Annotated in this window: 16 protein-coding genes; 2 read left to right on the top strand and 14 right to left on the bottom strand. The window is 56.7% G+C overall.

Annotation, left to right across the window (positions count from 1 at the left end):
* Positions 1-86 precede the first annotated feature (86 nt).
* A complete protein-coding gene (locus tag NBH13_RS07550) occupies positions 87-1,904 on the bottom strand; it encodes a sialate O-acetylesterase (RefSeq protein WP_250779468.1) in 1,818 nt (605 codons plus the stop codon).
* A 274-nt stretch (positions 1,905-2,178) separates the two neighbouring features.
* Between NBH13_RS07550 and ilvC (NBH13_RS07545) the strand changes: the two genes are divergently transcribed.
* Positions 2,179-3,219, top strand: coding sequence for a ketol-acid reductoisomerase (gene ilvC, locus NBH13_RS07545; RefSeq protein WP_144165905.1), 1,041 nt, complete (start codon positions 2,179-2,181; stop codon positions 3,217-3,219).
* A 458-nt stretch (positions 3,220-3,677) separates the two neighbouring features.
* Here the strand turns inward: ilvC (NBH13_RS07545) and ilvC (NBH13_RS07540) are convergent, their stop codons facing one another.
* From ilvC (NBH13_RS07540) to NBH13_RS07515, 6 genes are all read right to left on the bottom strand, one after another.
* Positions 3,678-4,730: a ketol-acid reductoisomerase gene (gene ilvC, locus NBH13_RS07540; protein ID WP_250779467.1), complete on the bottom strand. Its 1,053-nt coding sequence runs from the start codon at positions 4,728-4,730 to the stop codon at positions 3,678-3,680.
* Between the two features lie 268 nt (positions 4,731-4,998).
* On the bottom strand, positions 4,999-6,348 hold the full coding sequence (locus NBH13_RS07535) for an MFS transporter (protein WP_250779466.1): 1,350 nt from the start codon (positions 6,346-6,348) through the stop codon (positions 4,999-5,001).
* Positions 6,349-6,799: 451 nt separating this feature from the next.
* On the bottom strand, positions 6,800-8,401 hold the full coding sequence (locus NBH13_RS07530; RefSeq protein ID WP_250779465.1) for an MFS transporter: 1,602 nt from the start codon (positions 8,399-8,401) through the stop codon (positions 6,800-6,802).
* A gap of 331 nt (positions 8,402-8,732) precedes the next feature.
* Positions 8,733-9,590, bottom strand: a complete 858-nt coding sequence (locus NBH13_RS07525; RefSeq protein ID WP_237919520.1) for a carbohydrate ABC transporter permease — start codon at positions 9,588-9,590, stop codon at positions 8,733-8,735.
* Positions 9,590-10,468 carry a carbohydrate ABC transporter permease gene (locus tag NBH13_RS07520; RefSeq protein ID WP_250779464.1) on the bottom strand — a complete coding sequence of 293 codons (879 nt, stop codon included), beginning with the start codon at positions 10,466-10,468 and terminating at the stop codon, positions 9,590-9,592. Before NBH13_RS07520 ends, NBH13_RS07525 begins: the two co-directional genes overlap by 1 nt.
* Positions 10,469-10,553: 85 nt before the next feature.
* The gene (locus NBH13_RS07515; protein WP_250779463.1) at positions 10,554-11,840 is read right to left on the bottom strand and encodes an ABC transporter substrate-binding protein; all 1,287 of its coding nucleotides are present in this window, start codon (positions 11,838-11,840) and stop codon (positions 10,554-10,556) included.
* A gap of 338 nt (positions 11,841-12,178) precedes the next feature.
* On the opposite strand from NBH13_RS07515, the gene NBH13_RS07510 reads away from it, so the two are divergent.
* On the top strand, positions 12,179-14,080 hold the full coding sequence (locus NBH13_RS07510) for an alpha-amylase family glycosyl hydrolase (RefSeq protein WP_237919522.1): 1,902 nt from the start codon (positions 12,179-12,181) through the stop codon (positions 14,078-14,080).
* Between the two features lie 115 nt (positions 14,081-14,195).
* Here NBH13_RS07510 and NBH13_RS07505 read toward each other — a convergent pair whose 3' ends face one another.
* The 7 genes from NBH13_RS07505 to NBH13_RS07475 all read right to left on the bottom strand — a co-directional run bounded on the left by NBH13_RS07505 (position 14,196) and on the right by NBH13_RS07475 (position 23,616).
* Entirely contained in the window at positions 14,196-14,852 is a 657-nt protein-coding gene (locus tag NBH13_RS07505; RefSeq protein WP_163237315.1) for a YesL family protein, read from the bottom strand.
* A gap of 157 nt (positions 14,853-15,009) precedes the next feature.
* The gene (gene gtfA, locus NBH13_RS07500) at positions 15,010-16,524 is read right to left on the bottom strand and encodes a sucrose phosphorylase (RefSeq protein ID WP_099595684.1); all 1,515 of its coding nucleotides are present in this window, start codon (positions 16,522-16,524) and stop codon (positions 15,010-15,012) included.
* A gap of 390 nt (positions 16,525-16,914) precedes the next feature.
* Positions 16,915-18,000: a LacI family DNA-binding transcriptional regulator gene (locus tag NBH13_RS07495; RefSeq protein WP_250779525.1), complete on the bottom strand. Its 1,086-nt coding sequence runs from the start codon at positions 17,998-18,000 to the stop codon at positions 16,915-16,917.
* Between the two features lie 538 nt (positions 18,001-18,538).
* Entirely contained in the window at positions 18,539-18,931 is a 393-nt protein-coding gene (locus NBH13_RS07490) for a fluoride efflux transporter FluC (protein ID WP_250779462.1), read from the bottom strand.
* Positions 18,931-20,058 (bottom strand): fluoride efflux transporter FluC, encoded by a 1,128-nt coding sequence (locus tag NBH13_RS07485; protein ID WP_250779461.1) that lies wholly within the window; start codon positions 20,056-20,058, stop codon positions 18,931-18,933. The genes NBH13_RS07490 and NBH13_RS07485 overlap by 1 nt, the downstream gene beginning before the upstream one ends.
* 384 nt (positions 20,059-20,442) lie before the next feature.
* Positions 20,443-22,017, bottom strand: a complete 1,575-nt coding sequence (locus NBH13_RS07480; protein WP_144089970.1) for a ClC family H(+)/Cl(-) exchange transporter — start codon at positions 22,015-22,017, stop codon at positions 20,443-20,445.
* 312 nt (positions 22,018-22,329) lie between these two features.
* Complete coding sequence (locus tag NBH13_RS07475) at positions 22,330-23,616, bottom strand: adenylosuccinate synthase (RefSeq protein WP_250779460.1); 1,287 nt, start codon at positions 23,614-23,616, stop codon at positions 22,330-22,332.
* Between the last annotated feature and the right edge of the window lie 202 nt (positions 23,617-23,818).

Below are 23,818 nucleotides of genomic sequence, written 5' to 3'. Positions count from 1 at the left end.
CAATACAAAGCGTGCGATTGCCGCACACTATAAGCACAGCAATCGCACGCTATTCATTGTCGACTAGCGACAATCATGCAACGTGATTATTCAGCGTGATCAGAGTCGGTGTGATCGGTCAGGTCTAGCTTGAATGGGTGAGCGGGCAGATCATTGTCATTAGCCAACGGTGCAGGCCCCCAACTGCGCCACGCGTAGCGCATCATCACCGGCGCTGGCACTTCCGGCGTGGCCAACGTAATCGTGCCGATACTGCGACTGTTAATCGGAATACCGAACTCCGTAGCGTTATAGTCAACCACATTGACCTTCGCGTTGATCAAATCGTCAATATCGCAATCCACGAAAATCGCAGCAGTGGCCGGATGGAACACACCATCAGCGCCGGCAAGCTCGAAACCGGAACGTTCCGGCAGTCGTACCAACGAAGGCAGGCTCTTGTCGAACTTATCACCATAACTGTCGGGCGTGGTACCGCTGAAATGCAGGCCGTGCGCATACCGGAAGAACAGACGCACGCGACCGCCTTCGTCGCAGCGGAAGCCCAGCACAGTCGGACCATACACCGGAATACGGCTCATACCATACACTTGGTGAAGCGCACAATTGCCGAGACGCTCGCCGGGCGTGCGCTTATCAACCGGGTGAATGTTGTTGTATTCGCCGCAATCCATGGTGCAAATGGCGAACACGTTGTCGATGGACTGTGCGGCATCCCACTGGGCCTCACGCAGCACCGGCCACAGCATCGGATCGCCTTCGCCCTCGTCGACCTTCTTGTCGATCCACTGCGGCAGCTGCACGATCAGGAACGGCAGATTCTCGCTCCACAGCGCACGCCATTCGCCGATCATCATGCCCAACAGCTCACGGTAGGTTCCGCAATACTGTTCGTCTTCCTCACCCTGATACCACAGGAATCCAGCCAAGGAGTATGGCACAATGCGTTCCAGCATGGCATGGAACGGACCAGTCGGACGCCACTGCGAGGTCGGCGTCATCGGCGGCGGCCACGGGCATTCGCCGTACTGTTGGGTCAGCGTATCCCACGTCACATCAGGATCGGCTTCACGAGCTGCAGCAATCGACGCATTCCACGTATCAGAACGCGACTGCCATTCGCTATACTCCAAATCGAATTGTTCCTGCGTTTTACCGGCGACCGCCTGCTCGTAACGAGCAAGATAGCCACGCCCGGATTCGCTGGAATTCAGTGCATCTTCGCTCATCCAACAACTAATCGACGTACCCCCGATATAACAGTCGATAATGCCGATCGGAAGATCGGAATCGAGTTCGTTACGCAGTTTTCGAGCGAAATAGTACGCTACGGCACTCATCACGCCACTATTTTCGGGCGATGATTCCTGCCAGCTTGCCGCATGTTCGGCATTACGATTAATCACGCCGGTTTTCGGCACATTGTAAAAACGCAGGAGCGGATCAGCGCAGTTTTCGAGGGCTTCCTCAGCGTTTTCGCTATTGCGCAACTCAAGTTCCATATTGCTTTGACCGCCGGCAAGCCACACTTCACCAATCAGCACGTCGTAATATTCGATGAAATCGTTGCCTGCGGTGACGCGCAACGTGTAAGGTCCGCCTTCAGGCTGCGCGGGCAGCATAACGCGCCACGGAGACAGGCTGTTCTTGATCTCTTTGGAGGCGTACGCGTGCGCCTGCACAATCACGGAACCATCGAAATCGCGTATTTCCGCCGAAACCTCAAGTCCGGCACAATCAGCATCCAACGCGCCGAACACGGCGATGGGTTTGTTGCGCTGCAATACCATGTGCGAAGCGAAAATCGCGGCGACGTGCAGAACTCCTGCCGTGCTACGGTCCTCAATATCGCCGATTGCCGCCGTCATTTCAGATCCGGGCGCAGGACCAGTCGCAGTGACCATGACATCTCTTCCTAATCAAAAATCCCTACGCGTTGTATCCTATGCCGCCTTCCCGTCAAAATACATGAAACTTGCCGTTGCCGCGACGGATTTTTACGGTTTCGCGGCTCACTTTGTGGACCAGACACGCTGCAAGATGGAGGCTCCGGTAGGATAGACCCCAGTTTGCAGGACAAAATCCATGCACAAAAACACGCGAATTCATCTGCGAATGGTAGAAACCCGAGCGTCGGAAGGCGTTCACCCCACTACATAAAAAGGAGTGCCAATCACAATGGCTGCACAAATCTGGTACGAGAACGACGGCGATCTCTCGGTCCTCGAAGGTAAGAAGGTTGCCATCATCGGTTACGGTTCTCAGGGTCACGCTCATGCGCTGAACCTGCGCGATTCCGGTGTCGACGTCGTCGTCGGCCTGCGTCCGACCTCCAAGTCCGTCGAGCACGCCAAGGAACAGGGTCTGGAAGTCAAGTCCGTTCCGGAAGCCGCAGCTGAGGCCGACATCATCATGATCCTGGCTCCGGATCAGTACCAGCGCACCATCTGGGCCAATGACATCGAGCCGAACATCAAGCCGGGCGCAGCTGTTGCTTTCGCTCACGGCTTCAACATCCACTACGGCTACATCAAGCCGTCCGAGGATCATCCGGTCTTCATGGTCGCTCCGAAGGGCCCGGGCCACATCGTTCGTCGTGAGTACGCCAACGGCCGTGGCGTCCCGGTCGTCGTGGCCGTGGAGCAGGATCCGCGTGGCGACGCTTGGAACATCACCTTGGCTTATGCCAAGGCTCTGGGCGCTCTACGCGCAGGCGCCATCAAGACCACCTTCACCGAGGAGACCGAAACCGATCTGTTCGGCGAGCAGAATGTGCTCATGGGCGGCGTGAACAAGCTCGTTGAAATGGGCTTCGAAGTCCTCACCGACGCCGGCTACCAGCCTGAAATCGCCTACTTCGAGGTCTGCCACGAGTTGAAGATGCTCGTCGACCTCATGAACGAGGGCGGTCTGAACAAGGCCCGCTGGTCCTGCTCTGACACCGCCCAGTACGGCGACTACACCAACACCTGCATCGACGAGCACGTGCGTGAGCGCATGCAGTACCACCTGCAGCGCATCCAGGACGGCTCCTTCGCCAAGGAATTCATCGATGATCAGGACGCTGGCGCTCCGAAGTTCAAGGAGCTGCAGGAAGAGTACGGCAACGTCCGCATCGAAACCGTTGGCCCGAAGCTGCGCGCTATGTTCTCCTGGAACAACGGCAAGGATGACGACGCCGATATGGCCACCTTCACCGGCAAGATCGCCCGTGGCTGAGTGACTTAGGGCTTCGCTTGATCGGGATTCCGATCAAGCGGCCTCGGTCCATCGGAATCCGGTCAATTGGTCCCGATGGACCGGATCGCAAGCCTCAATTACCAATGGAAGGCCGTCGCCCGTTTGTGGGTGTCGGTCTTCCTCTATTTTCAGAGGATTTCACGGTTTTGAGGTTTCAAGGTTCCGAGATTCCAGAACCACGGTTCCAACGAATAACCCCGTACTCGAAAAAATGCGATCCTCGCCACCAATCACCAGCCAACACAGGAAAGGGGGCCCCGAATCGACAGAAACCAGAAGAAACCATACCCCCATACACGAAAAACCCGATTCATCGCGCCGAACACCTGTCAGCGCGGCAAAAGGAGCCAACACAACGCAAAAGACCGCCGTCCGAACGAATCGGGCGACGGTCTTAATGCTTCAGATTCCGGCTCTCAGCTCGAAATCAGGCGAAATCACTGAACCTGGGTGCGAGCGATCTTGCCGTTGAAGGACTCGGCCATATCGGCATCGGCGTCCTCTTGGTTGTTCCAGGAGAACATGGCGCGCAGCTTCGGGCCAACGGTCTCCAGGTGCGGGTGGCTGTACTCTTCCTGCAGCTCCTTGAACTTCGGAGCGCCAGCGGCCTGATCATCCATGAACTCCTTGGCGAAGGAGCCGTCCTGAATGCGCTTGAGCTGGTACTGCATGCGCTTCTTGGTCTCTTCGGTGATGACGGTGGAGGTGTAATCGCCGTACTGAGCGGTGTCAGAGCAGGACCAGCGAGCCTTGTTCAGGCCGCCTTCGTTGGCCAGATCAACCAGCATCTTCAGCTCGTGGAACACTTCGAAGTAGGCGATCTCCGGCTGGTAGCCGGCCTCGGTCAGCACGTCGAAGCCCATATCGCACAAGTGGTTGATGCCACCCATGAGCACGTCCTGCTCGCCGAACAGATCGGTCTCGGTCTCCTCGGTGAAGGTGGTCTTGATGGCGCCTGCACGCAGAGCGCCCAGAGCCTTGGCGTAAGCCAGGCACAGCGGCCAGGTCTTGCCATCCGGATCCTGCTCCACGGCCACGACGACCGGGACGCCACGGCCGGCTGCATACTCACGACGAACGATGTGGCCCGGGCCCTTCGGAGCGACCATGAAGATCGGGTGGTCCTCGGACGGCTTGATGTAGCCGTAGTGGATGTTGAAACCGTGGGCGAAAGCCAGAGCAGCACCCGGCTTCAGGTTCGGCTCAACCTCTTCCTTGTACACCTTGGCCTGGTACTGGTCAGGCAGCAGGACCATGACCACGTCGGCTTCGGCAACGGCCTCGCCGACCGGCTTGACTTCCAGGCCCTGCTCCTTGGCGTAATCCACGGACTTGGAGGTCGGACGCAGACCAACGACGACGTCCACACCGGAATCGCGCAGGTTCAGCGCATGAGCGTGACCCTGGGAACCGTAACCGAGGATGGCCACCTTCTTGCCTTCGAACACAGACAGATCGGCGTCCTTTTCGTACCAGATAGTTGCTGCCATGATTGGCGCTCCTTTTATTTTTCCTATCGCTTCGGGATCGTACTTTTCCCGAAAAATCTTTCGATTTCTGTTACTTGTTCGGTTGTTGCAACGGCTTGTGATTCCTAGGATGTTACTCCCCCCGGATTGTGTCCGAGGAATCACACCGCCTCTCCTGCGGAACTGTTCTAGTCCCGTTTTCTTTATATTGGTTGCTGACGTTCACATAGTGGTTATGTTTTGCGTCAAACGTTTTTTCGTAGTGATACACGGAAGTACCACATGCGGCTCACTTGGCGAAATCGACGTCCTTGGTTTCCTTGCAGCTCAGCACCGCAACAAGGCAGCACACGGCCATCACGCCGAGGTACAGACCGACGGAGTGCACACCCCAGTGGTGGGACAGCCAAGTGGCGATGGTCGGCACGAATGCCGCGCCGACGATGGCGGCCAGGTTGTAGCCGATGCCGGAGCCGGAATAACGCACGTTGGCGTCGAACAGCTCCGGCAGGAACGCGCCGATCGGACCGAATGCGGTGCCCATCAACGCGAAGCCGATGCACAGAAACAGCAGGTTGGCGGCGAAGTTACGCTGGCCGATGACCGACGGATCAAGCAGGAACGGGAAGAGCAGCGCGAATGCCACGAGGCAGCAGGACGAGATGACGATCACGCGCTTGCGGCCAAATTTATCGGCATTCACGCAGGAAATGACAATGAACGCGGCGAACACGCAGATGGCGAGCATCAGCATGAGCAGGTATTCACGATTGGTGAAACCAAGATTACCGCCGCCCTGTTCGATAGTCTTGGTGCCCCAAGCGAGGGACCAGGTTGCCAGCGTGTAGAACAGCGTGTAGGTGACGGCCACCAAGAACGTGGCTTGGATGACTTCCTTCCAGCTCTTCTTGAACACTTCGGTCAGCGGGGACTTGACGACCTTCTTCTGTTCCTGGGCCATGCGGAAGATCGGAGTCTCCTCCATCTGCACGCGCACCACAAGACCGACGATCACCAGCACTGCGGACAGCAGGAACGGCACACGCCAACCCCATGCCAGCATCGCATCGTTATCGTTGAACGTTTCCAACAGGAAGTAGGTGCCGTTCGACAGGAAGAAACCGATCGGGGCGCCCAATTCCGGGAAGGAGCCATACAGCGCACGCTTGTCTTCCGGAGCGTTCTCGGTGGCTACCAAAGCGGCACCCGACCATTCGCCGCCCAAACCGATGCCCTGCACGAAACGGCACAGGCACAGCGCGGCGACAGCCACAATGCCCCACTGGTTGTAGGTTGGCAGGCAGCCGATCAGGAACGTGGCGACACCCATGGTCAACAGCGAAACCACCAGTGTGGTCTTGCGGCCCATGCGGTCGCCGAAATGGCCGAACACCAAGGATCCGAGCGGGCGTGCGATGAACGCGATGGCGAAGGTCAGCAGGCTGGCCAGCAGCGCGACGGTCGGATTGGTGGTGTCGCCGAAGAACACCTTCGGGAAATAGTTCGCAGCGGCGGTGCCGTATGCGTAAAAGTCGTAGAACTCGATGGCGGTGCCGACCATGGAAGCGGCGATCACGGTTTTCACCGAATCGCGCACCATTGCCTGCGCTTTACCAGCGGCTGCTTCGACTGCACTCATTGGATTACTCCTGTTACGTCTGTCATGTGCTACCGGCTCCCAGCATGCGCCGATAACGTCTTTCTTCTGTTCTCTTGTTGCAGTCTTCATTTCGTTGCCTTACGCCTTGTGGGCGGCAACAAAAAGGCCCCGCAGTATGCAGGGCCATCAACGTGTGTGTTTTGCGCGCCTCAAACCCTGCCTCCGCTGGCGAGGGATTGAAGCTGCATTGCTCGAATCAGTCCGCCAACGAAAGCGGAATAATAATTCGTGCGGACAGCAGTACGCGTGCAACCATTCCGTTCATCGTGGCGAACCTCCTTTCGCAAAGTCTTGTATTCGGCGGGCGATCCGCTCGAACTAAGCCGTAAAGATAAGCGCGTCCACATACCCTTTCTACTAAAGGTTCACTATGTGGACGCGCAATTTTGAATTTGATATTCGTTTTTCGGATTATCTCAGATCATCCAAATCATTTCAGCAACAACGTCAGCACGCCCGCAACAGCCATGCAACCGGCGGCAACAGCGAAAATCAGCAGATACTCGCCAGTCACCGCAATCGCAATCGCACAAACGACAGCGCCAATCAACGAGCCGAACGTATTCGCCAAACTGAACGCAGCCAACGAACGACCAACGGAACGCACATCCGGCAACGTCGCAAGATTCAACCCCTGGCTCACGCCGTCATACACCACATACGCGAAACCTGCAAACAGCGCATACAGCGCGACCGCCATAGCACTATCGATCGGCGTCAACGGAAGCACCACGGCAACCACAAACAACACGCAGGCGGCAATCGCGGGAATACGGGAATCCTTGAAAGCGCGGGCGATGCGGCCAAGCAGCAGCGCAGCCAACAGCGAGCCGACGAACGCGGCAACGGCCATCATCGACATAACCGCGGCCGCTCCGGACAAACCAAACATGGTGACCTGCGAAACATCACCCAAACCATCCTGTGCAAGATACCACTGGTAAATCGCAATGCCGGAAGTGGCTGCGATGGCAAACATGCGCGCGGCAAACGCAATGAAGAACTTCGGAGCGCCCTTCGGCGGACGATACTGCGAAAAATAATCGCCCTTCTTCACACCCTCACGAGGCAAATAGCTGCTGGAACCCTCAAACGGCAACACCAGCAATGTAGCCACACCGGCCACCACCAGGCACAACGCAAACACCATCATGGCGAAACGCGTGGTGCCATCCCAACCGGAATCGTCGGCGGCCCACGTAAGCGAAACGGCCGCGATAATGCCCAACACCTGGCCGAACGCCTGGCCAGCGCCACGCCACGCGTCCGCACGATCACGGAACTTATCAGGCACGCGCTCACCGAAAGCGGCCGCCAGCGGCATCGACACCATCGCATGTCCGATCAGCGTGAACAGCCAGAACACGATGACCAACGGCATGAAATCACATGCGGAAAGAATCGCCACCGACGTGGCGGTCAGCACCGTGCCGGCGATGATCCACGGGGTGCGGCGGCCCAGCGGGCAGTACGAATGGTCGGATCCGACAGAAATCCACGCGTTCATCAGGAACGTCAGCAGCGTGCCGACGACGCTGAGCAGCGCCAGATCGGTGACGCGGTCGGTGCCGGAAAGACGGCTGATGGTCTGCGGAATGAGCACGGAGTTGAGCGCGGCCATCGGCGCGGTGAACAGCAGCGCACCAAGCGCGAAACCGGCGGTGAGACGATGCACCTGCGGTTTGGTGGGCGTGGTGCCGTCGGGCGCGGTCATCGGATCGCGCAGGTCGAGGAACGACGATTCGAGGTTCGGCACGGCGGCGTCAAGATGGGCGAACGCGGTCAGCGGGGAGCCGCCTTCCGTGTTGATGAGGGTCTGCTGCACTTCCGGGCGCTCGTTGGAGGCCTCGGGCACGCGCGGATTCTGCTGTACGGCAAGGCGCTTCAGGGCCGCTTTGGTCTCTTCGGTCAGCGTTTTTTCGTAATCGGGACGGTCATCGATGCCGGGGCGCACAAATACCTGGCCCGGCAGCGGCTGCGGCTGCATTGGAGTCTGCTGCTCATCTGCATTATGTTGATTGTCTTCAGTCATCTCTTGTTTCTATTCCTGTTTTTCCTGTTTTGTATTGTCGCTTCTCGTTCTTGCTTCTATTTCGCTGCTCGTTTCGAAATGTCACACGAATATTCAGTACATATGAAAATCGCCCGGACGCACTGCAACAGTGCATTCGAGCGTTTTTTTCGGCGAAATCAACCATATCAATACGTCCTGTCAGACAGCAGAAACATGCGATGGCAATCTCAATATCGATATCGCATAAGAATCGGTATCGCATGAAAAGCCCGGATGCGATTATCGCTTCGCATCCGGGCCGGTTGTGTGAGTCTGTTCAGTTATGATTGCGGTTTGCCATACCGTTCGATCAGCCCTTGACTGCGCCGGAGGTCACGCCTTCGACGATGTAGCGCTGTAGGAACAGGTACAGGATGAGGATCGGCAGCATGGCCAGCAGCAGGGCCGCCATGATCAGGCCGATGTCATTGGAGTAGGTGCCGTAGAAGATCTGGGTTGCGATCGGAATGGTGTACAGTTCGCGACGGCCCAGCACCAGGGACGGCAGCAGGTAATCGTTCCAGAACGCCATGGCGTCGATGATGGCGACGGTGGCGACGGTCGGCTTAAGCAACGGGAACACGATCGTCCAGAAGGTGCGCCACTTGGAGCAGCCGTCGATGCTGGCCGCTTCCTCAAGCTCGTTCGGAATGTTCGTCTTGATCGCGCCGTGGAACATGAACACCGCTAGGGAAACCGAGAAGCCGGTGTGCATGAGGATCAGCGTGATACGGCTATTCAACACGTCGAGCAAGCCGCCGTAGACGGAGACGAGCGGAACCATGAGCACTTGGAACGGAATGACCATGGAGGCCACCATGAGTGCAAACACCATGCCGCCGAACTTCCACGAGGGGTTGCGCACGATTACGTACGCGCACATCGCGGAGAACAGGATGGTCAGTATGGTTGCGCTGATGGTGATGATCGCGGAGTTGCCGAACACGGTGACGAAGTTCATCTTGTCCATTGCCCTGGGGAAGTTCTCCAGGGTGAACCCGTGCTTGCCGACCAGTGCCAGCGGAGCGGTGTTGATGTCTGCCTTGGTCTTGAAGACGTTAATCACGACCAGGATGAACGGTGCGATGAACAGCAGCAGCAGAATCGTCAGAACGACGATCATCAGTGCATGCAGAACCTTAGTGCGAGTGCTGACTTGACCCTTCATTATGCTGCCACCTCACCCTTCTTGCCGAAGTACACCTGCAGCATGCCGATCACTGCGCAGACGATGAAGAGGACCAACGCCTCGGCCTGACCGGTGCCATAGTTCTTGTAAACGAATGCCTGGTTGTAGACGTGCATTGCCGCGAGCACCGACTGGTTGAACGGTTCGCCCTTGGTAAGCGAAAGGTTCAGGTCGTACACCATGAAGCAACGGGTGGTGCTCAGGAAGATGCACTGAACGAAGGAGGAGCGCATCAGCGGGATGACCACGTGCCACATGGCCTTGCCCTTGTTGCAGCCATCGATCATGGCTGCTTCCTTCAGGCTCTGGTCAACGCTCATGAAGCCTGCCACGTAGATCAGCATCATGTAGCCTGCGTACTGCCAGACCGAAACGAGGATCAAGCAGAACATTGCGCCGTTTGGAGTGGAAAGCAGCGATGCGTGGTCTGTTTGCGTCGCTGCTTCGGCGATAGCCACGAATGCACGGTTGAAGACGAACTTCCACACGTAGCCCAGAACGATGCCGCCGATGAGGTTCGGAATGAAGAAGCCCTCACGGAAGAAGTTCTGCCCCTTGATGCCGCTGGTCACGAGGTAGGCCAGCAGAAAGGCGACGATGTTGGTGAGGATAACGGCGATGACGGAGTAGATGAAGGTGCGTCCAAGCGACTGCCAATATGCGGTGTCGGCAAGAGCCGCCTTGTAGTTTTCGAGACCGACGAACGGCTTCGTTGTCGAAACGCCGTCCCAGCTGGTGAGTGTCAGATAGAGGCCATAGAAGAACGGCAGGATCACCACGGCGAAGAAAAGAATCGTCGCCGGACCACCGAACATCAGAAACTGGCCGATTTTATAGGAAAGCTTATTCTGTTTCATGATGGATCCCATACGTGCCGGGGATGTAAGGTCCGCCGCAGGAAGGAAGCGGCGGACCCTGCATCATGGTGCATTATTTGGAAGTTCAGGCGGTTGCGCCGGTGAACTTAGCGGTCTTCCAGTAGTCCTGGATGTCCTGGGCGAGGCCTGCACGGTCCTCTTCACCTGCGAGCCACTTCTGGAAGGACGCGCCGAGCACGGAGAAGTGGTCGTCAGGCAGGTAGTTGTAGTTGTCGATCAGCTTGCCGGCGTCAGCGTAGGACTTCACGGACTTACCCAGCGGATCGGCCGCTTCGATACTGTTGTTCTTGAACGGGGAGATCAGAGCGGCATCCTTGGAGATGAACTCCTGACCTTCCTTGTCTTCGGCAAGCCAGTTCAGGAAGTCCTTGGCGGCCTTACGCTGCTCGTCGGAGGTGTTGTCGGAGGAGTCGATGAAGAAGTACTTGGAGCCGCCGCCGACAAGCTTCTCATTGGAGCCGTCATCGGTGTTCTGCGGAACCGGCATGAGACCCATGTTCTCGGTGTAGTCGTACTGGTTCAGCACGGACCAATCCCAGTTGCCGCCGAACATGAAGGCGATTTCACCTTCAGCCAGCTTCTGCTCGGTCACTTCGCGCTCTGCGGAGACGGCGGAGGACTTGGCGTAGTTGTTGTCCTTCATCACGTCGAAGAAGTCCATCAGGGAGTTCCACTTGGCGTTGGAGCTGAGGTCAACCTTGCCGTCCTTGAGCTCATGGCAGAAGGCGTCCGGATCTTCCTGCTCCTCGTAGACTTCTGGCAGGAAGTGCGCGGCGAGGGACCAGTCTTCCTTCATGACGCCGGTCGGGGACTTCATGCCACCAGCCTTGAGCTCGTCGATCAGCTTCTTGAAGTCATCGAGGGTCTTGTAGTCTTCCGGCTTGAATTCCTTGCCAGTGACCTTCTTGATGGCGTCGGCATTGTAGATCAGACCACGAGCTTCGATGGAGACCGGGAAGCCGTAGGTCTTGCCGTTAATGCTGATGGCGTAGTCAGTGTCTTTGACCCAATCCTGGTCGGACAAATCGACGGCGTGCTCTTCAGCCAAGGAGTAGATGTCCTTGGCGTCGACCATGGAGATGGTGTACGGATCCTTGGATGCGTACTTGGTGGCGAGATGCGCTGCGACGGTGTCGTTGGAGTAGTAGACCTCAACGTCCACACCCTTTTCCTTGGAGTACTTCGCAGCCATGTCTTCCATTTGGCTTTCGATTTCAACCTTGGAGTTGAAGATGGTGATCTTGGTGCCGCTGGAACTGGACGACGATCCGCATGCTCCCAGCATGCCAACGGTCATCAGCGTTGCGACGATAGCGGTACCCGCCTTCTTCCAAGAAGAGAACTTGCTCATTTTCCAATCCCTTTCTATCCACTATTCACCGAGCAGCCCTGCCCAATGAGGTGTTAAAGGAGGTGAACGTCCGACTCGCGTTGTCGGAATTTCTCCGTCCTTGGTGTACAGGATATCAAACCGGTTCGAGAGTTGTCAAACCGGTTCGAGAAACCTTGTGTACAGTGCCGCCCGTCAGCGTGTCGCGTCAATCGATTGGCGTATTGCAAACATTGGCATTCCATACACCCCTAAAAAGTGTCTTCACGGGCTATAATGACGGAAAAGCGATTACCGACGTTTCCAATGTTGCGATACATCGGTAGACCAACGGCAAAGACGCGAAAACCGGAGGATTTATGGCAAGCTGGCTCAACAACGCAATCTTTTATGAAATCTATCCGCAATCATTCAACGACTCGAACGGCGACGGCATCGGTGACTTCCAAGGCATCATCGATAAACTGCAATACGTGCGTGATCTGGGGTGCAATGCGATCTGGATCAACCCATGCTTCGACTCGTCGTTCTACGATGCCGGCTACGACGTGCGTGACTACTACATAACCGCTGAACGCTACGGCAGCAACGCGGACCTGCAGCGGCTCTTCGAGCGCGCGCACGAACTGGGCATGCACGTGCTGCTCGACCTCGTGCCGGGGCATTCCGCAGTCGACAATCCGTGGTTCCTCGAATCCGGCAAGGACGAACGCAACGCATGGACCGACCGCTACATCTGGCGACCGATGACGCAATCGCCGAATCTGAACTCGCCCTACGAATCGATCCGCGGATTCCTCGGAGGCATTGCGGAACGTCCCGACGCGGCGGCCGTGAACTGCTTCTCCACGCAGGCATGCCTCAACTACGGATTCGGCACCGTCACCGAAGACTGGCAGTTCGCCGCCGACTCCCCCGAAGCGGTGCAGGGCCGGCTGCTCATCCAAGACATCATGGACTTCTGGCTCGGGCTGGGGGCGGACGGCTTCCGCGTGGACATGGCAGGCAGCCTCGTCAAGGAAGACCCCGACCACTATTGGACGAAACTCTTGTGGCAGCAAGTGCGGGCGCATCTGGACGAAACCTACCCGGAAGCGGTGCTCGTATCGGAATGGGGTGACCCCGAAGAGGCGTTGCACGCCGGATTCGACATGGACTTCCTGCTGCATTTCGGACCGTCTCATTATCTTGACCTGTTCCGCGAGAATCCGTATTTTTCGGCCGGATCTTCCGAAACTACGAGCAGCGCCGAAACTGCCGAAACGGAACACGACTGCGAACGCAGCGAATGCGATGGCACGGGCAGCAGCGGGTGCGACAGCAACGGCAATTCAGTCGTCGACGGAGACAATCCAAATTGCAATAACGACAATGTCGGCAATGCGAGCGGCGACATCAAGGCGTTTGTGGACACATATACGGCCATGCTTGCCAGCACCGCCGGAACGCCTGGATACATCTGCATTCCGTCGGGCAATCACGACATGATCCGCATGCGCGACACCTTGACCACCGATGAAATGAAGCTCGCGTTCGCATTCCTGCTGACCATGCCCGGCTGCCCGTTCATCTACTACGGCGACGAAATCGGCATGCGCTACATGCACGGGCTCAAATCCAAGGAAGGCGGATACGAGCGCACCGGATCGCGGACACCAATGCAATGGAGCTGCGCAACCAACGCAGGATTCTCCGCAGCCCGGCCCGATGATCTGTATCTGCCGATCGATGCCGACAGCGAGCGCCCGAACGTGGCTTCGCAGACCGGACGCAGCGACTCGCTGCTGGAAACCGTACGCGCACTGAACACGCTACGCCTGGCACATCCCGCACTGCAGGCCGACGGAGGCATCGAGTTCCTCTACGCGGAAGATCACGCGTATCCGCTGGTGTACGCGAGAAGCTCCAAGGTCGGCGAAGCCGAATGCGACGCAACTGACGGAGAACGCAGCGGAACAGCACACGAAACCAGCTGTGAAACACCTTGTGAAACATGCAGCAAGATTAATCGCGAAGCAGGTGGCGAGCGCATCATCGTCGCCATCAATCCGTCAAACACCGACGCAAGCTGCACACTGCCGAGCGACTATGTGAAACTGCTGTCTGGCGGCTCGGCGCAGGAAATATCGCAAGAACCAACAGCGAAACCAACGCAAGAACCAGCGGAGAAAACAGTACTGCTGAGCATCGGCAACCCCGCACGCTTCGACGGCACCCAACTGCACGTCCCAGCCCGCAGCGCCACCATCCTCCCCTGCTAATCCTGCCCCCAGCGTGTCCGATTCTGGAGAATCGGATAATCAAGGCGACGAAAACGCGTAAAGGCCGTTCCGCGGAACTTGCAATCTGCGGAACGGCCTTTACGAGCAAACAATTTCAGGACTGCGCTACCTTGCGCCCCTTGGCGTCGATTTCACCGTCGATGCGGCGGAAAATCCAGTTGTAGATCCACGCGCAACAGTATTGCGGCAACGTGACGCCCATCAAAATCAGCAGCGGAATCATATATATGAAAAACTGCGCATACAGCACGGCGAATGCGGCCAAAATCACCAGCATGCACAAGGTGCGCGGGAAAAAGCCGAGCGCAAGTTTCGTCGCATTCTTCAACGTTTCGGAAGTCGGATTCTCATAGCGAGAAAGCAGCGGGAAGAAGTACTGCGCAATCGCAATAATCACCAATCCCATGAACGCGACGCACGCCATCAGCGGCCCGCGCATCGACCCCATGGACCAGGCGAGCATGCCGTCGACCACCAGCACAATCGCCGCCAGCAGGAACGCAAGCCACGGCAGCAGCGACTGCTTGAGATTGCGCTTGAACGAGTCGAAAAACTGGCGCGCCACATACGTTTCCTCATGTCGGACCATGCGCCAGAGCACACTGTGCATCGCAGTGAACGATGCGCCGGCCGTGACGATCGGCAGGCAGCACAACAGCGTGAGCACGTTGAGAATAATCAGATCGAACAGCACGCCCATAATGGCGAAAAACATGTTGTCTTGATCGAAAAGCTTTGACATCTTTGACATAAGCTCACCTTACCCGTTTTTGCTGGGATTTCAGCTGATTCCCGGGAAAATTGTTTTCCCGATAAGACGATTTCTCGGAAAAACGAAAATGCGAATCGTCCTTCCTGAAGGAGAGGTGACAGGAAGGACGATTACAGATTTATGGATTTATGCGCGGTCAGGCCGCGACCGGCGGATTGGCGATCAGATCGTCCGTGCGGTGCTCACCGGCGGCATCACGCCATTCGAGCGTGGCGACGGACGCGGTGTTCTCCACACCAAGACCACGGCCCGGCTCAAACGTGAGCGTAGCCTGAGTGGTCGTGCCCTTCCATGTGAAGCTGATGGACGTGTCACCGTCGGCGCTGTACGAAAAGGTGCCGTCGAATGCATCAAGCTCATTGCGGAACTTAGCGAGCGCATTCAACGCCTTCACTACCGGACGCTGCAGATTCTCGTCGATCTCAGCAGTGGAATAGTAATGGCGATTGATATCGCGGCCATTATTGGTCTTGCGCAGCAACTCCATGTCGTTCTTGCCGGCAAGCGCGCCAACATAGTAGACCTGCGGAACGCCTGGCAGGAAGAACTGCACTGCGCGAGCTGCAATATAGTGCTGGTCGTTGCATCCCAGCGCCGAATAATAGGTGCTGTTGACCTGGTACAGATCAAGATTGGACGCGGCAGCACCGGTAGCGGCCTGCGATTCGCCGTGCGTGTTCGCGTGAATGGTGTTGACGAGATTGTCAACATCTTCATCCGGCACAAGACCCTTCAACGAACGGTCCAGTTGGTCGGAACCAATATCGATCACTCCGATGCCATCATGCGTATCGAGTACGGTGACGGCATTGTTCGGACGGATGTCGGTCCAATGCGCGACCGGCTCAACGTGACCGGTATTCAACGAATGCAGCAACAGCGGCGGAAGCGCGAAATCGTAGACGCGATCGACCTTCGATGCAATCTCAACCTGCTTCTTGTAGTAGGAATGCACTTCGATGAGGATTTCCAAGCCGCGCTTGACACCCTCTTCACGCAGGCGGGAGATGAGCTTGAACGTCTTCGGAGTCATGAAGCAGCTCGTGCCAGCTTCCTTAGCGCCGTAGCCGACGGCGTCGAGACGAATGTAGCTGACGTGAGATGCAGCCATCTGATCGAAGATGGACATGAGGTATTCCCAACCCTTGTCGGAATCCGTGTCAATATCAACTTGCTGCGGGGTGAAGCTGACCCAAACCAGACGAGTCTTGCCTGCGAACTTGTAGTGGGTGAACGGCAGACCCGGGCGCGGACGGTAGATGCCGGCCAGATCCTCTTCGGTTGCGCCGTCCGGAAAGACGGAGCTCATGGTCAGGAACATCGGGTAATACTCGGATTCCTCACCCTTTTCAAGCACGTCTTGGAACTGCTTGGATTCCCAGCTCATGTGGTTGACGATGGCGTCGACCATGACGTCGTGGGTCTTGGAAAGTTCGGCAACGTCATCCCAGCTGCCGAGGCGCGGATCCACCTTGGTATGGTCGATCGGATCGAAGCCTGCATCCGCACCATCGAACGGAGTGAAGAACGGCAGGATATGCACGCCGTCATACACGCCGTCGAAGCGGGTGCGCAGGATGTCGGTCATCGAGCTAAGAGTGCCATCGCCGAGACGATCGGCGTAAGTGATGAGTTGCACTCTGTTTTTCATGGGACCTCCCTTGGCTCATGGGCGCGGGTGCAATTTGCGTGCGCATCTGCCTGTTTGTTGTTTACGTATTTGCATACTCACGTATGTATCGAACCGGTTCGATATTACCTCGAAAGGGACGTCAATGTCCAGTCGCGCAGTGAAATGCGCGTGTCGAACCGGTTTGATGCGGTGTTCTATGCAGCTAGCCTGTCCGACTCCAATGTGTCCGATTCTGCAGAATCGGACACACAGAACACTTTTTCGGAACTCAGACGTCCGATTCAGCAGAATCGGACACATATGCACAAGTCGGATGATGAGCACGACTATCGACGGGCGTCCGCTGGTTGTGAACGCCGCTGAAATCGATGCGATACACACCGGGCACGCGCATGAAGACGCGCATCATCAACGCGTGGTATCGCCTGGCACCAACGTGATGGGAATAAGCACGTTCGGCTCGAATGGCTTGGGCTTGTTCTTGCGCGAGGCGTTGGCTGCGGACGCTTCCTCATTAGCGATCGCCTGCACGACATGGGCGGCGGCTGACTGCGCAATCGCCGAGAAATCCTGCGCGACCGCAGTCAGCTTCATGCCGGCCAAATCAGTCAAATATGTGCCATCGTAGGCGACGACCTGCAACTCACCTGGAATCGAAATTCCGCGACCCAACGCCTCGCGCACGCAGAAAGCCGCACCAATATCGGAACTGACCACAGCATCGACGCCTTCGGTCGCCACCCCGTCGAGCGCCTTGTCGACCGCGCGATGATAACCGGCGAAATCCATCACCTCACCAGCCTCGATATACTCATATTTCACGCCCGCGGCGGTCAATTCCTGCTCCAACGTGAGGTAGTAGCGCACCGTCGGGAACGTGGTCTTTCCTAAATCGAACGACCCCTCCCCAACTTCACCACGCGCCGCCAAATCGAAGAACTGGTCTCGTGGGCCGCCAATCATCACCACATGACGCGCGCCGCTGCGAATCAGCATCTGCGAAATCAGCCGACCACCCTGCTCGTGGTCGGATCCGATCGACGAAATACCGTCTCCAAGCACGCGGTCGAACGCGACGATCGGACGGTGAATCGACGTCCAATAATCACCGGGATGCGAGGTGTGCGCACACATGACGATGCCGTCCATCATGTGCCTGCGCAGCATGTCGACATATTGAATTTCGCCGTCCGCCTCATCCGCGGTGGAGCACAGCATAGTGCGCAGTCCTTGCGCGGCGAGCGCATGCTGCAGATGTGCGGTAAACGTTGCAAAGAACGGGTGGCGGATGGTGGGCACGATGACGCCGACCAGATTCGTGCGATCGTGGTACAGGTTGCGCGCAAGCTCGTTCGGCACATAATTGAGGGCTTGCATGGCCTTACGCACACGGTCGCGCATATCGCTGGATACGTATCCGGTGCCGTTCACCACCAGCGAGACAGTGCTCAGGGACACCCCGGCCTTCTTCGCCACATCGCGCATGCCGACCATGATCGTACCCTCCTCATCGTGCGCTGCCTTTCGCACTTTATTTAGCTTTCGTCGCATTTATCGCACTTCCGCACGTCGCAGATACGATTTTTTGAGATATTGCAACCATTTTACATACTCTCGAACCCGTTCGACACCTTGGCGTGCATGCCGTTTGACGAGGTTACACTTTTACTTGATTTTCAATATCGATTTTCCACATGCTTTTCTTTTTTAATATCACTTTATTGGTTTTTTGTTATCGAATTTTTGTCGGGTTGCATTTGACGATTACCGGCATATGCACCGATACAGATTTTCGCATGCCGCCCACAACACGGAAAACGGCAGCACAGTACAACGAAAGAAGCGGCGCAAAGCCCGCGATTCCCACGCTTACTTTGCGACGTTTTCACGGTTTACGCACTCTGGCACTTTACGTGCGCGCTACGCCGTCGCGCCTGCGTGGCAGTCAGATCAGGCAGTCGGCACGAAGCCGACGCCTTACCTGATTGCGATATCGCAATCGCAATATCACAATGCACGAAAAACACGGCAATTACGCGGGATTGGACAGCATCGCGATACCGAAACCAATCGCAACGCATATCAACGGCACGGCCACGGTAGCGACCCCGTAGCCGATCGCCAGCGCGAATTTGCGTGTGCGGATCAGCGAAAGCACCTCGTTGATCGCAGTGGAAAACGTTGAAAATCCGCCAAGGAATCCCACGATGAACATCATGGTCGTGTCCATGTCAACCGATTGCGAATAGTACGACATCATGGCGATGCCTGCGCACAGGGATGCGATGCCGTTGATGACGAGCGTGGATATAGGGAAATTAGGATTCTGACCGCGCCAGTTGTTCCAACTACGCTGAATCGACATGTCAAGCACGTAACGGGCCATGGCGCCCAAGCCACCGCACGCGCAAATCAGCCAAATCATCAATGAACCTCCCCCGTGGTCGGATCGGGCACCATCGGGATCTCCGCAGTCACCGGTTTCGGCTCGAAGCTCGGCAAATCCGCGGACGCAGATGATGGAACGATTGGCTGAGTGCTCGGCTGGACACTGTATTGCGTCGTGGAATACGTTGTGGATTGCGTTGTGAGTTGCACGGTGGAATGCACAGTGGACGCCGGCATACGTGTATCCGCTTCCGGTGTCTGCGATTCCGGTGTCTGCAATTCCAACGATGTCAGAATCGGTGAGGCCTGCGACACCAACGATGGCGACTGCGCAGCCTGGGACGCCTGCTGTGCCGCACGTTGCGCAATCTGTGCAGCCTCAAGCGCCGCCTGGGCCGCGGAATGCGCCGCATCCGCCACCTTCACATGTTTCACACCGCCGGCGTCCATTTCCGCACCCAGAATGTCCGATTCTCCAGAATCGGACATCTGAGCGCGCATCTTCGTCCTCTGGTTGTCCGATTCTGGAGAATCGGACACAAAAAGTGCGTCTCGCACACGTTTTCGCGTTCCCTTAGCCAAAAGCCACCGCATAACCAGCACACCAGCCAAAGCTGCAACAATACCACCGACAAAACTTCCTGCAAGATAGCCGAACGCACTGGCCACGTGACGCTCGCGCAGCCCCTCCATCATCTCAAGCATGACTCCCGACATCGTCGACAATCCGCCAAGAAAACCCAAACCAACACCGCGACTGACCGCCTGTCGAACCCGACGACGCAACCACGATGCAGTCGTCATATATTCGGTCAACATCGCAAAAAGAAAACACGCAAGCATATTCGAAACGAATGTGCCGACAACAAAAGGCGTGCCGTTCACCGACGGCAGCAACATATCCAATCCGTGGCGGCAACCAACGCCAACAAAGCCGCCGATAAACACAACCAGATACATCAGTCCATCCGCCAAAGGATTGAACCGTGCCTGAACACGCTTCATCGGAGCGAGTGGAATCTGCGGCGGATTCGGCGCTGCAGCCGCTCCAGACGGTCGAATGCCGACACGGGTAACTTCCGTCCGGTCGATCGACTCCGTAGCAGGATTCGGATCGTCACCCGCATTTGGCGAGAATCCAGGCTCACTTTTTTGCGATTCCATTGCGCTCCCTTGTATTGGCCTCTGCTCTTGCGGACGACATCGTTCCGCAATACGGGCCGTGCAACAACGAGCTGGCCGCAGTTGCCACCTTCCTAACGTATACGAGTCTACACGCATACGCTACACGCGTACGCAAAGTGTCCGATTCGGGAGAAACGGACATCCAGCCCCCACTTTGCATGCCATATACATCCGATTCACCAGAATCGTACAAGCAGAATACGGAAAACACACTTTGCTTGACCGATTCGGGAGAAACGGACAAACAGTGCAGGATTACGACACATTCAATGTCTGATTCTCCAGAATCGGACATCCAAACCACAGTTTTCACGCTACGGTTGTCCGATTCTGCAGAATCGGACACTTACGGTGCACACATGGCTAGGTGAGCGGAGCGTCGCAAAGCCTCCGCATCGCAGGACGAGCCTCACGCTCCTCCTCGCCGCTGAACAGCACCACCAAATAGTCGCCGGCACGCAGCAACGTGTCGCCACGAGGCACAATCTCACGTTCTCCGCGCCGTAAGCCAATAATCAAACAACCCGACGGCCACGCGACATCGCGCACACGTTGTCCGTCCGCAATCGCCCCCATCTCCAGCGGCAATTCCATAACGCCACTACCAACCTGGCTCGGAATCCTCGTATCCTCACCCTGCGCACGCATGTAGCGTTCCAGCAACTCGCCATAAATCGGCTTCGTACGCAGCAAATCAGAAACCAGCAACGCAATAAAAGCAACGGCAGCAACTGGCAGCATATGCGTCAACGTGCCAGACATTTCAACAGACAGCAGAATCGACGTAATCGGAGTCTTCACCGACGCAGCCAACGTGCCGGTCATCATGCAGACGGCAAAAATCGCAACCACTTCAGAAGACAGGCCAGCCCACTGATGCAACATCTCACCGCAAATACCACCAGCAAGCGCACCCACCGCAAGAATCGGCATGAAAATACCGCCCGGAGAACCCGATCCGAAACTCGTGCTTGTGAACAGCACCTTCACTACAAACAGTAGGCACAACATCCCCAAGCCAACACTCGCATGCTCAGCCATGCTGATCAGATTCGAACCACCGCCGAGCACATCAGGCAGCCAAATCCCAACCGGCAAAGCAAGCGCGATCGCAATAACAGGACGGAATCGCAGCGGCACACGACCATATAACGTCTGGAAACCAAGCAGCGACCGGTTCATCATCGAACCAACCAAACCAGCAATCAAACCCAACGGAATCAGCCATACGTATTCGTCAAGCGAAAGCTGACCGATATCACCGAAATCCAACACCGGACGCAAACCGAAACAGTACTTCGACACACAATCGGCAGTCAATGAAGCCGCCGTCGCACCCATCAGAATCGCAGGAGAAAAACTACGATGCACCCCCTCCAGTGCGAACATCATGCCGGAAAGCGGAGCGCTGAATGCGGCAGATAAGCCAGCCGCGGCACCAGCCGTCACCAAATAATGCTCCTGCACGTCCTCACGACGCCTACCACGCAACCGATGCGACAGGAACTGCGCACCCGAAGCGCCAATCTGAATCGACGGGCCCTCACGGCCCAACGACAATCCAAACAGAGCACCAAAAAGTCCACCGACGAAACGGACCGGCAAAATCGTCTGCCAACGCATCCGCAAGCCGCAAATCACCACACCATTCGTCTGCGGAATGCCACTGCCAGATGCCATCGGCTCTTTTGCAATCATCCACGCAATAAGGGCGGACGCCGCGACGGCTGCGACGAACCACGGCGCCAGCAGCCACGGAGTTTCACGGATTTGCGCGTATATCCATCGGGCCGCGGCAGTGGCCTGTTCGATGCCGAGACGATAGAGAACCACCAGCAGGCCAGAAACAAGGCCAACAAGAACGCCAGCACCCGCCATTTTCCACTTCAGCTGGTTGAAGCGTGGGATCAGCGGGTTGATAGAGGGAGACTGAGGCATTTGGTTCTCCTATCTGCATACCTCGCGTGTCCGATTCTGGAGAATCGGACAAACAAAAACCTCAAAACGTCTGCTCTGTGTCCGATTCTGGAGAATCGGACAAACAAAAACCTCAAAACGTCTGCTCTGTGTCCGATTCTGGAGAATCGGACAGCTATTGCACTTCTCCTACGTTCCGGACGTCCGATTCTGGAGAATCGGACAAATTTGGACAGCACACGTACGACAACAAAAATGCCGGCAGGCGCAAAGCCCACCGGCACACATCTGATGGGCAGCAACATCATCTGGCATCACCCATCAGATCATCAATCAGTCGACCAGCGAGTTAATCTGAATAATGTGGTCACGCTGCGGACCCGTACCAATCACAGAAATACGGCAACCAGACAGCTCTTCAAGACGCTTCACATAATCCTGGCAGGTCTTCGGCAAATCATTGAAATCATGAATCTGAGAAATATCCTCTGACCAGCCTGGCATACTCTCGTAAATCGGCTTCGCTACAGCAAATTCAGCCTGATCAGTCGGCATATCGTCACGACGCTCACCGTTCACATCGTAAGCGACGCACAGCGGAATCTCCTTCAAACCGGTGAGCACGTCAAGCTTAGTGAGCACAATATCCGTCAAACCGTTGACCTGAGCCGCATAACGGTTCACCACCGCATCGAACCAGCCGCAACGACGCGGACGACCCGTAGTCACGCCATACTCATGACCCTGCGCACGCAGCCAATCGCCATCCTCGCCAAACAGCTCTGTCGGGAACGGACCCTCGCCAACGCGAGTCACATACGCCTTAGAAACACCAATCACACGGCTGATCTTGGTCGGACCAACGCCAGTGCCAGTGCACGCGCCGCCAGCAGTCGGATTCGACGAAGTCACAAACGGATACGTACCATGATCCACATCAAGCATGGTCGCCTGACCACCCTCGAACAGCACGGTCTTGCCCTCGTCAAGCGCCTTGTTCAGCACCAGCGAAGTGTTGGCGACATACGGCTTCAGACGCTCACCAAGACGAAGCAGCTCATCCGTGGTTTCGTTCACATCAATCGGACGACGATTGTACAGCTTCACCAGCATCTGATTCTTCTGATGCAGGCTTGCTTCAACCTTGTCGCGCAAATGTTCGGCGTTGAACAGGTCGTGTACGCGGATTCCCACGCGATTAATCTTGTCGGCATACGCAGGTCCAATGCCGCGACCGGTGGTACCGATCTTGCGCTTACCGAGGAAACGTTCCGTCACCTTGTCGAGCGTGCGATGGTACGGCGCGATCACGTGCGCGGCTTCGCTCACCAGCAGTCGGGAGCAGTCCACGCCACGGCTTTCAAGACCGTCGATCTCCTCGAACAGCACTTCGGGATCGACGACGACGCCGTTGCCGATCACGGGGGTCACGTTCGGGCTGATGATGCCGGAGGGCAGCAGGTGCAACGCATACGATTCGTCACCAACGACCACGGTATGGCCCGCATTGTTGCCGCCATTGAAACGCGCAACATAGTCGACCTTGGTGCCGATAAGATCGGTCGCCTTGCCCTTACCTTCGTCGCCCCACTGGGCACCGATCAAAACAATTCCAGGCATGTTGTTGCACCTCCGCGCGTATGCGATTTCGCCTCAAAGCCTTACCCAAGGCCTTACAAAGACTACCCTGCGCCCTCTACCGGATATCTGCCGGATATGCACCGATCGGCCGTTGAAACTAGTCAGTTCCATCGTTTTCGTCTCATACAACGCGACACACCCACCGTGCCGCACACGCCGCATGCATTACACGGCGCGTGCG

It is taken from the genome of Bifidobacterium intestinale, from assembly GCF_023656765.1.
GTDB lineage: Bacteria > Actinomycetota > Actinomycetes > Actinomycetales > Bifidobacteriaceae > Bifidobacterium > Bifidobacterium hominis.
Note: the sequence above shows the minus strand (reverse complement) of the source record. Positions and strands in the feature narration are given on the sequence as shown.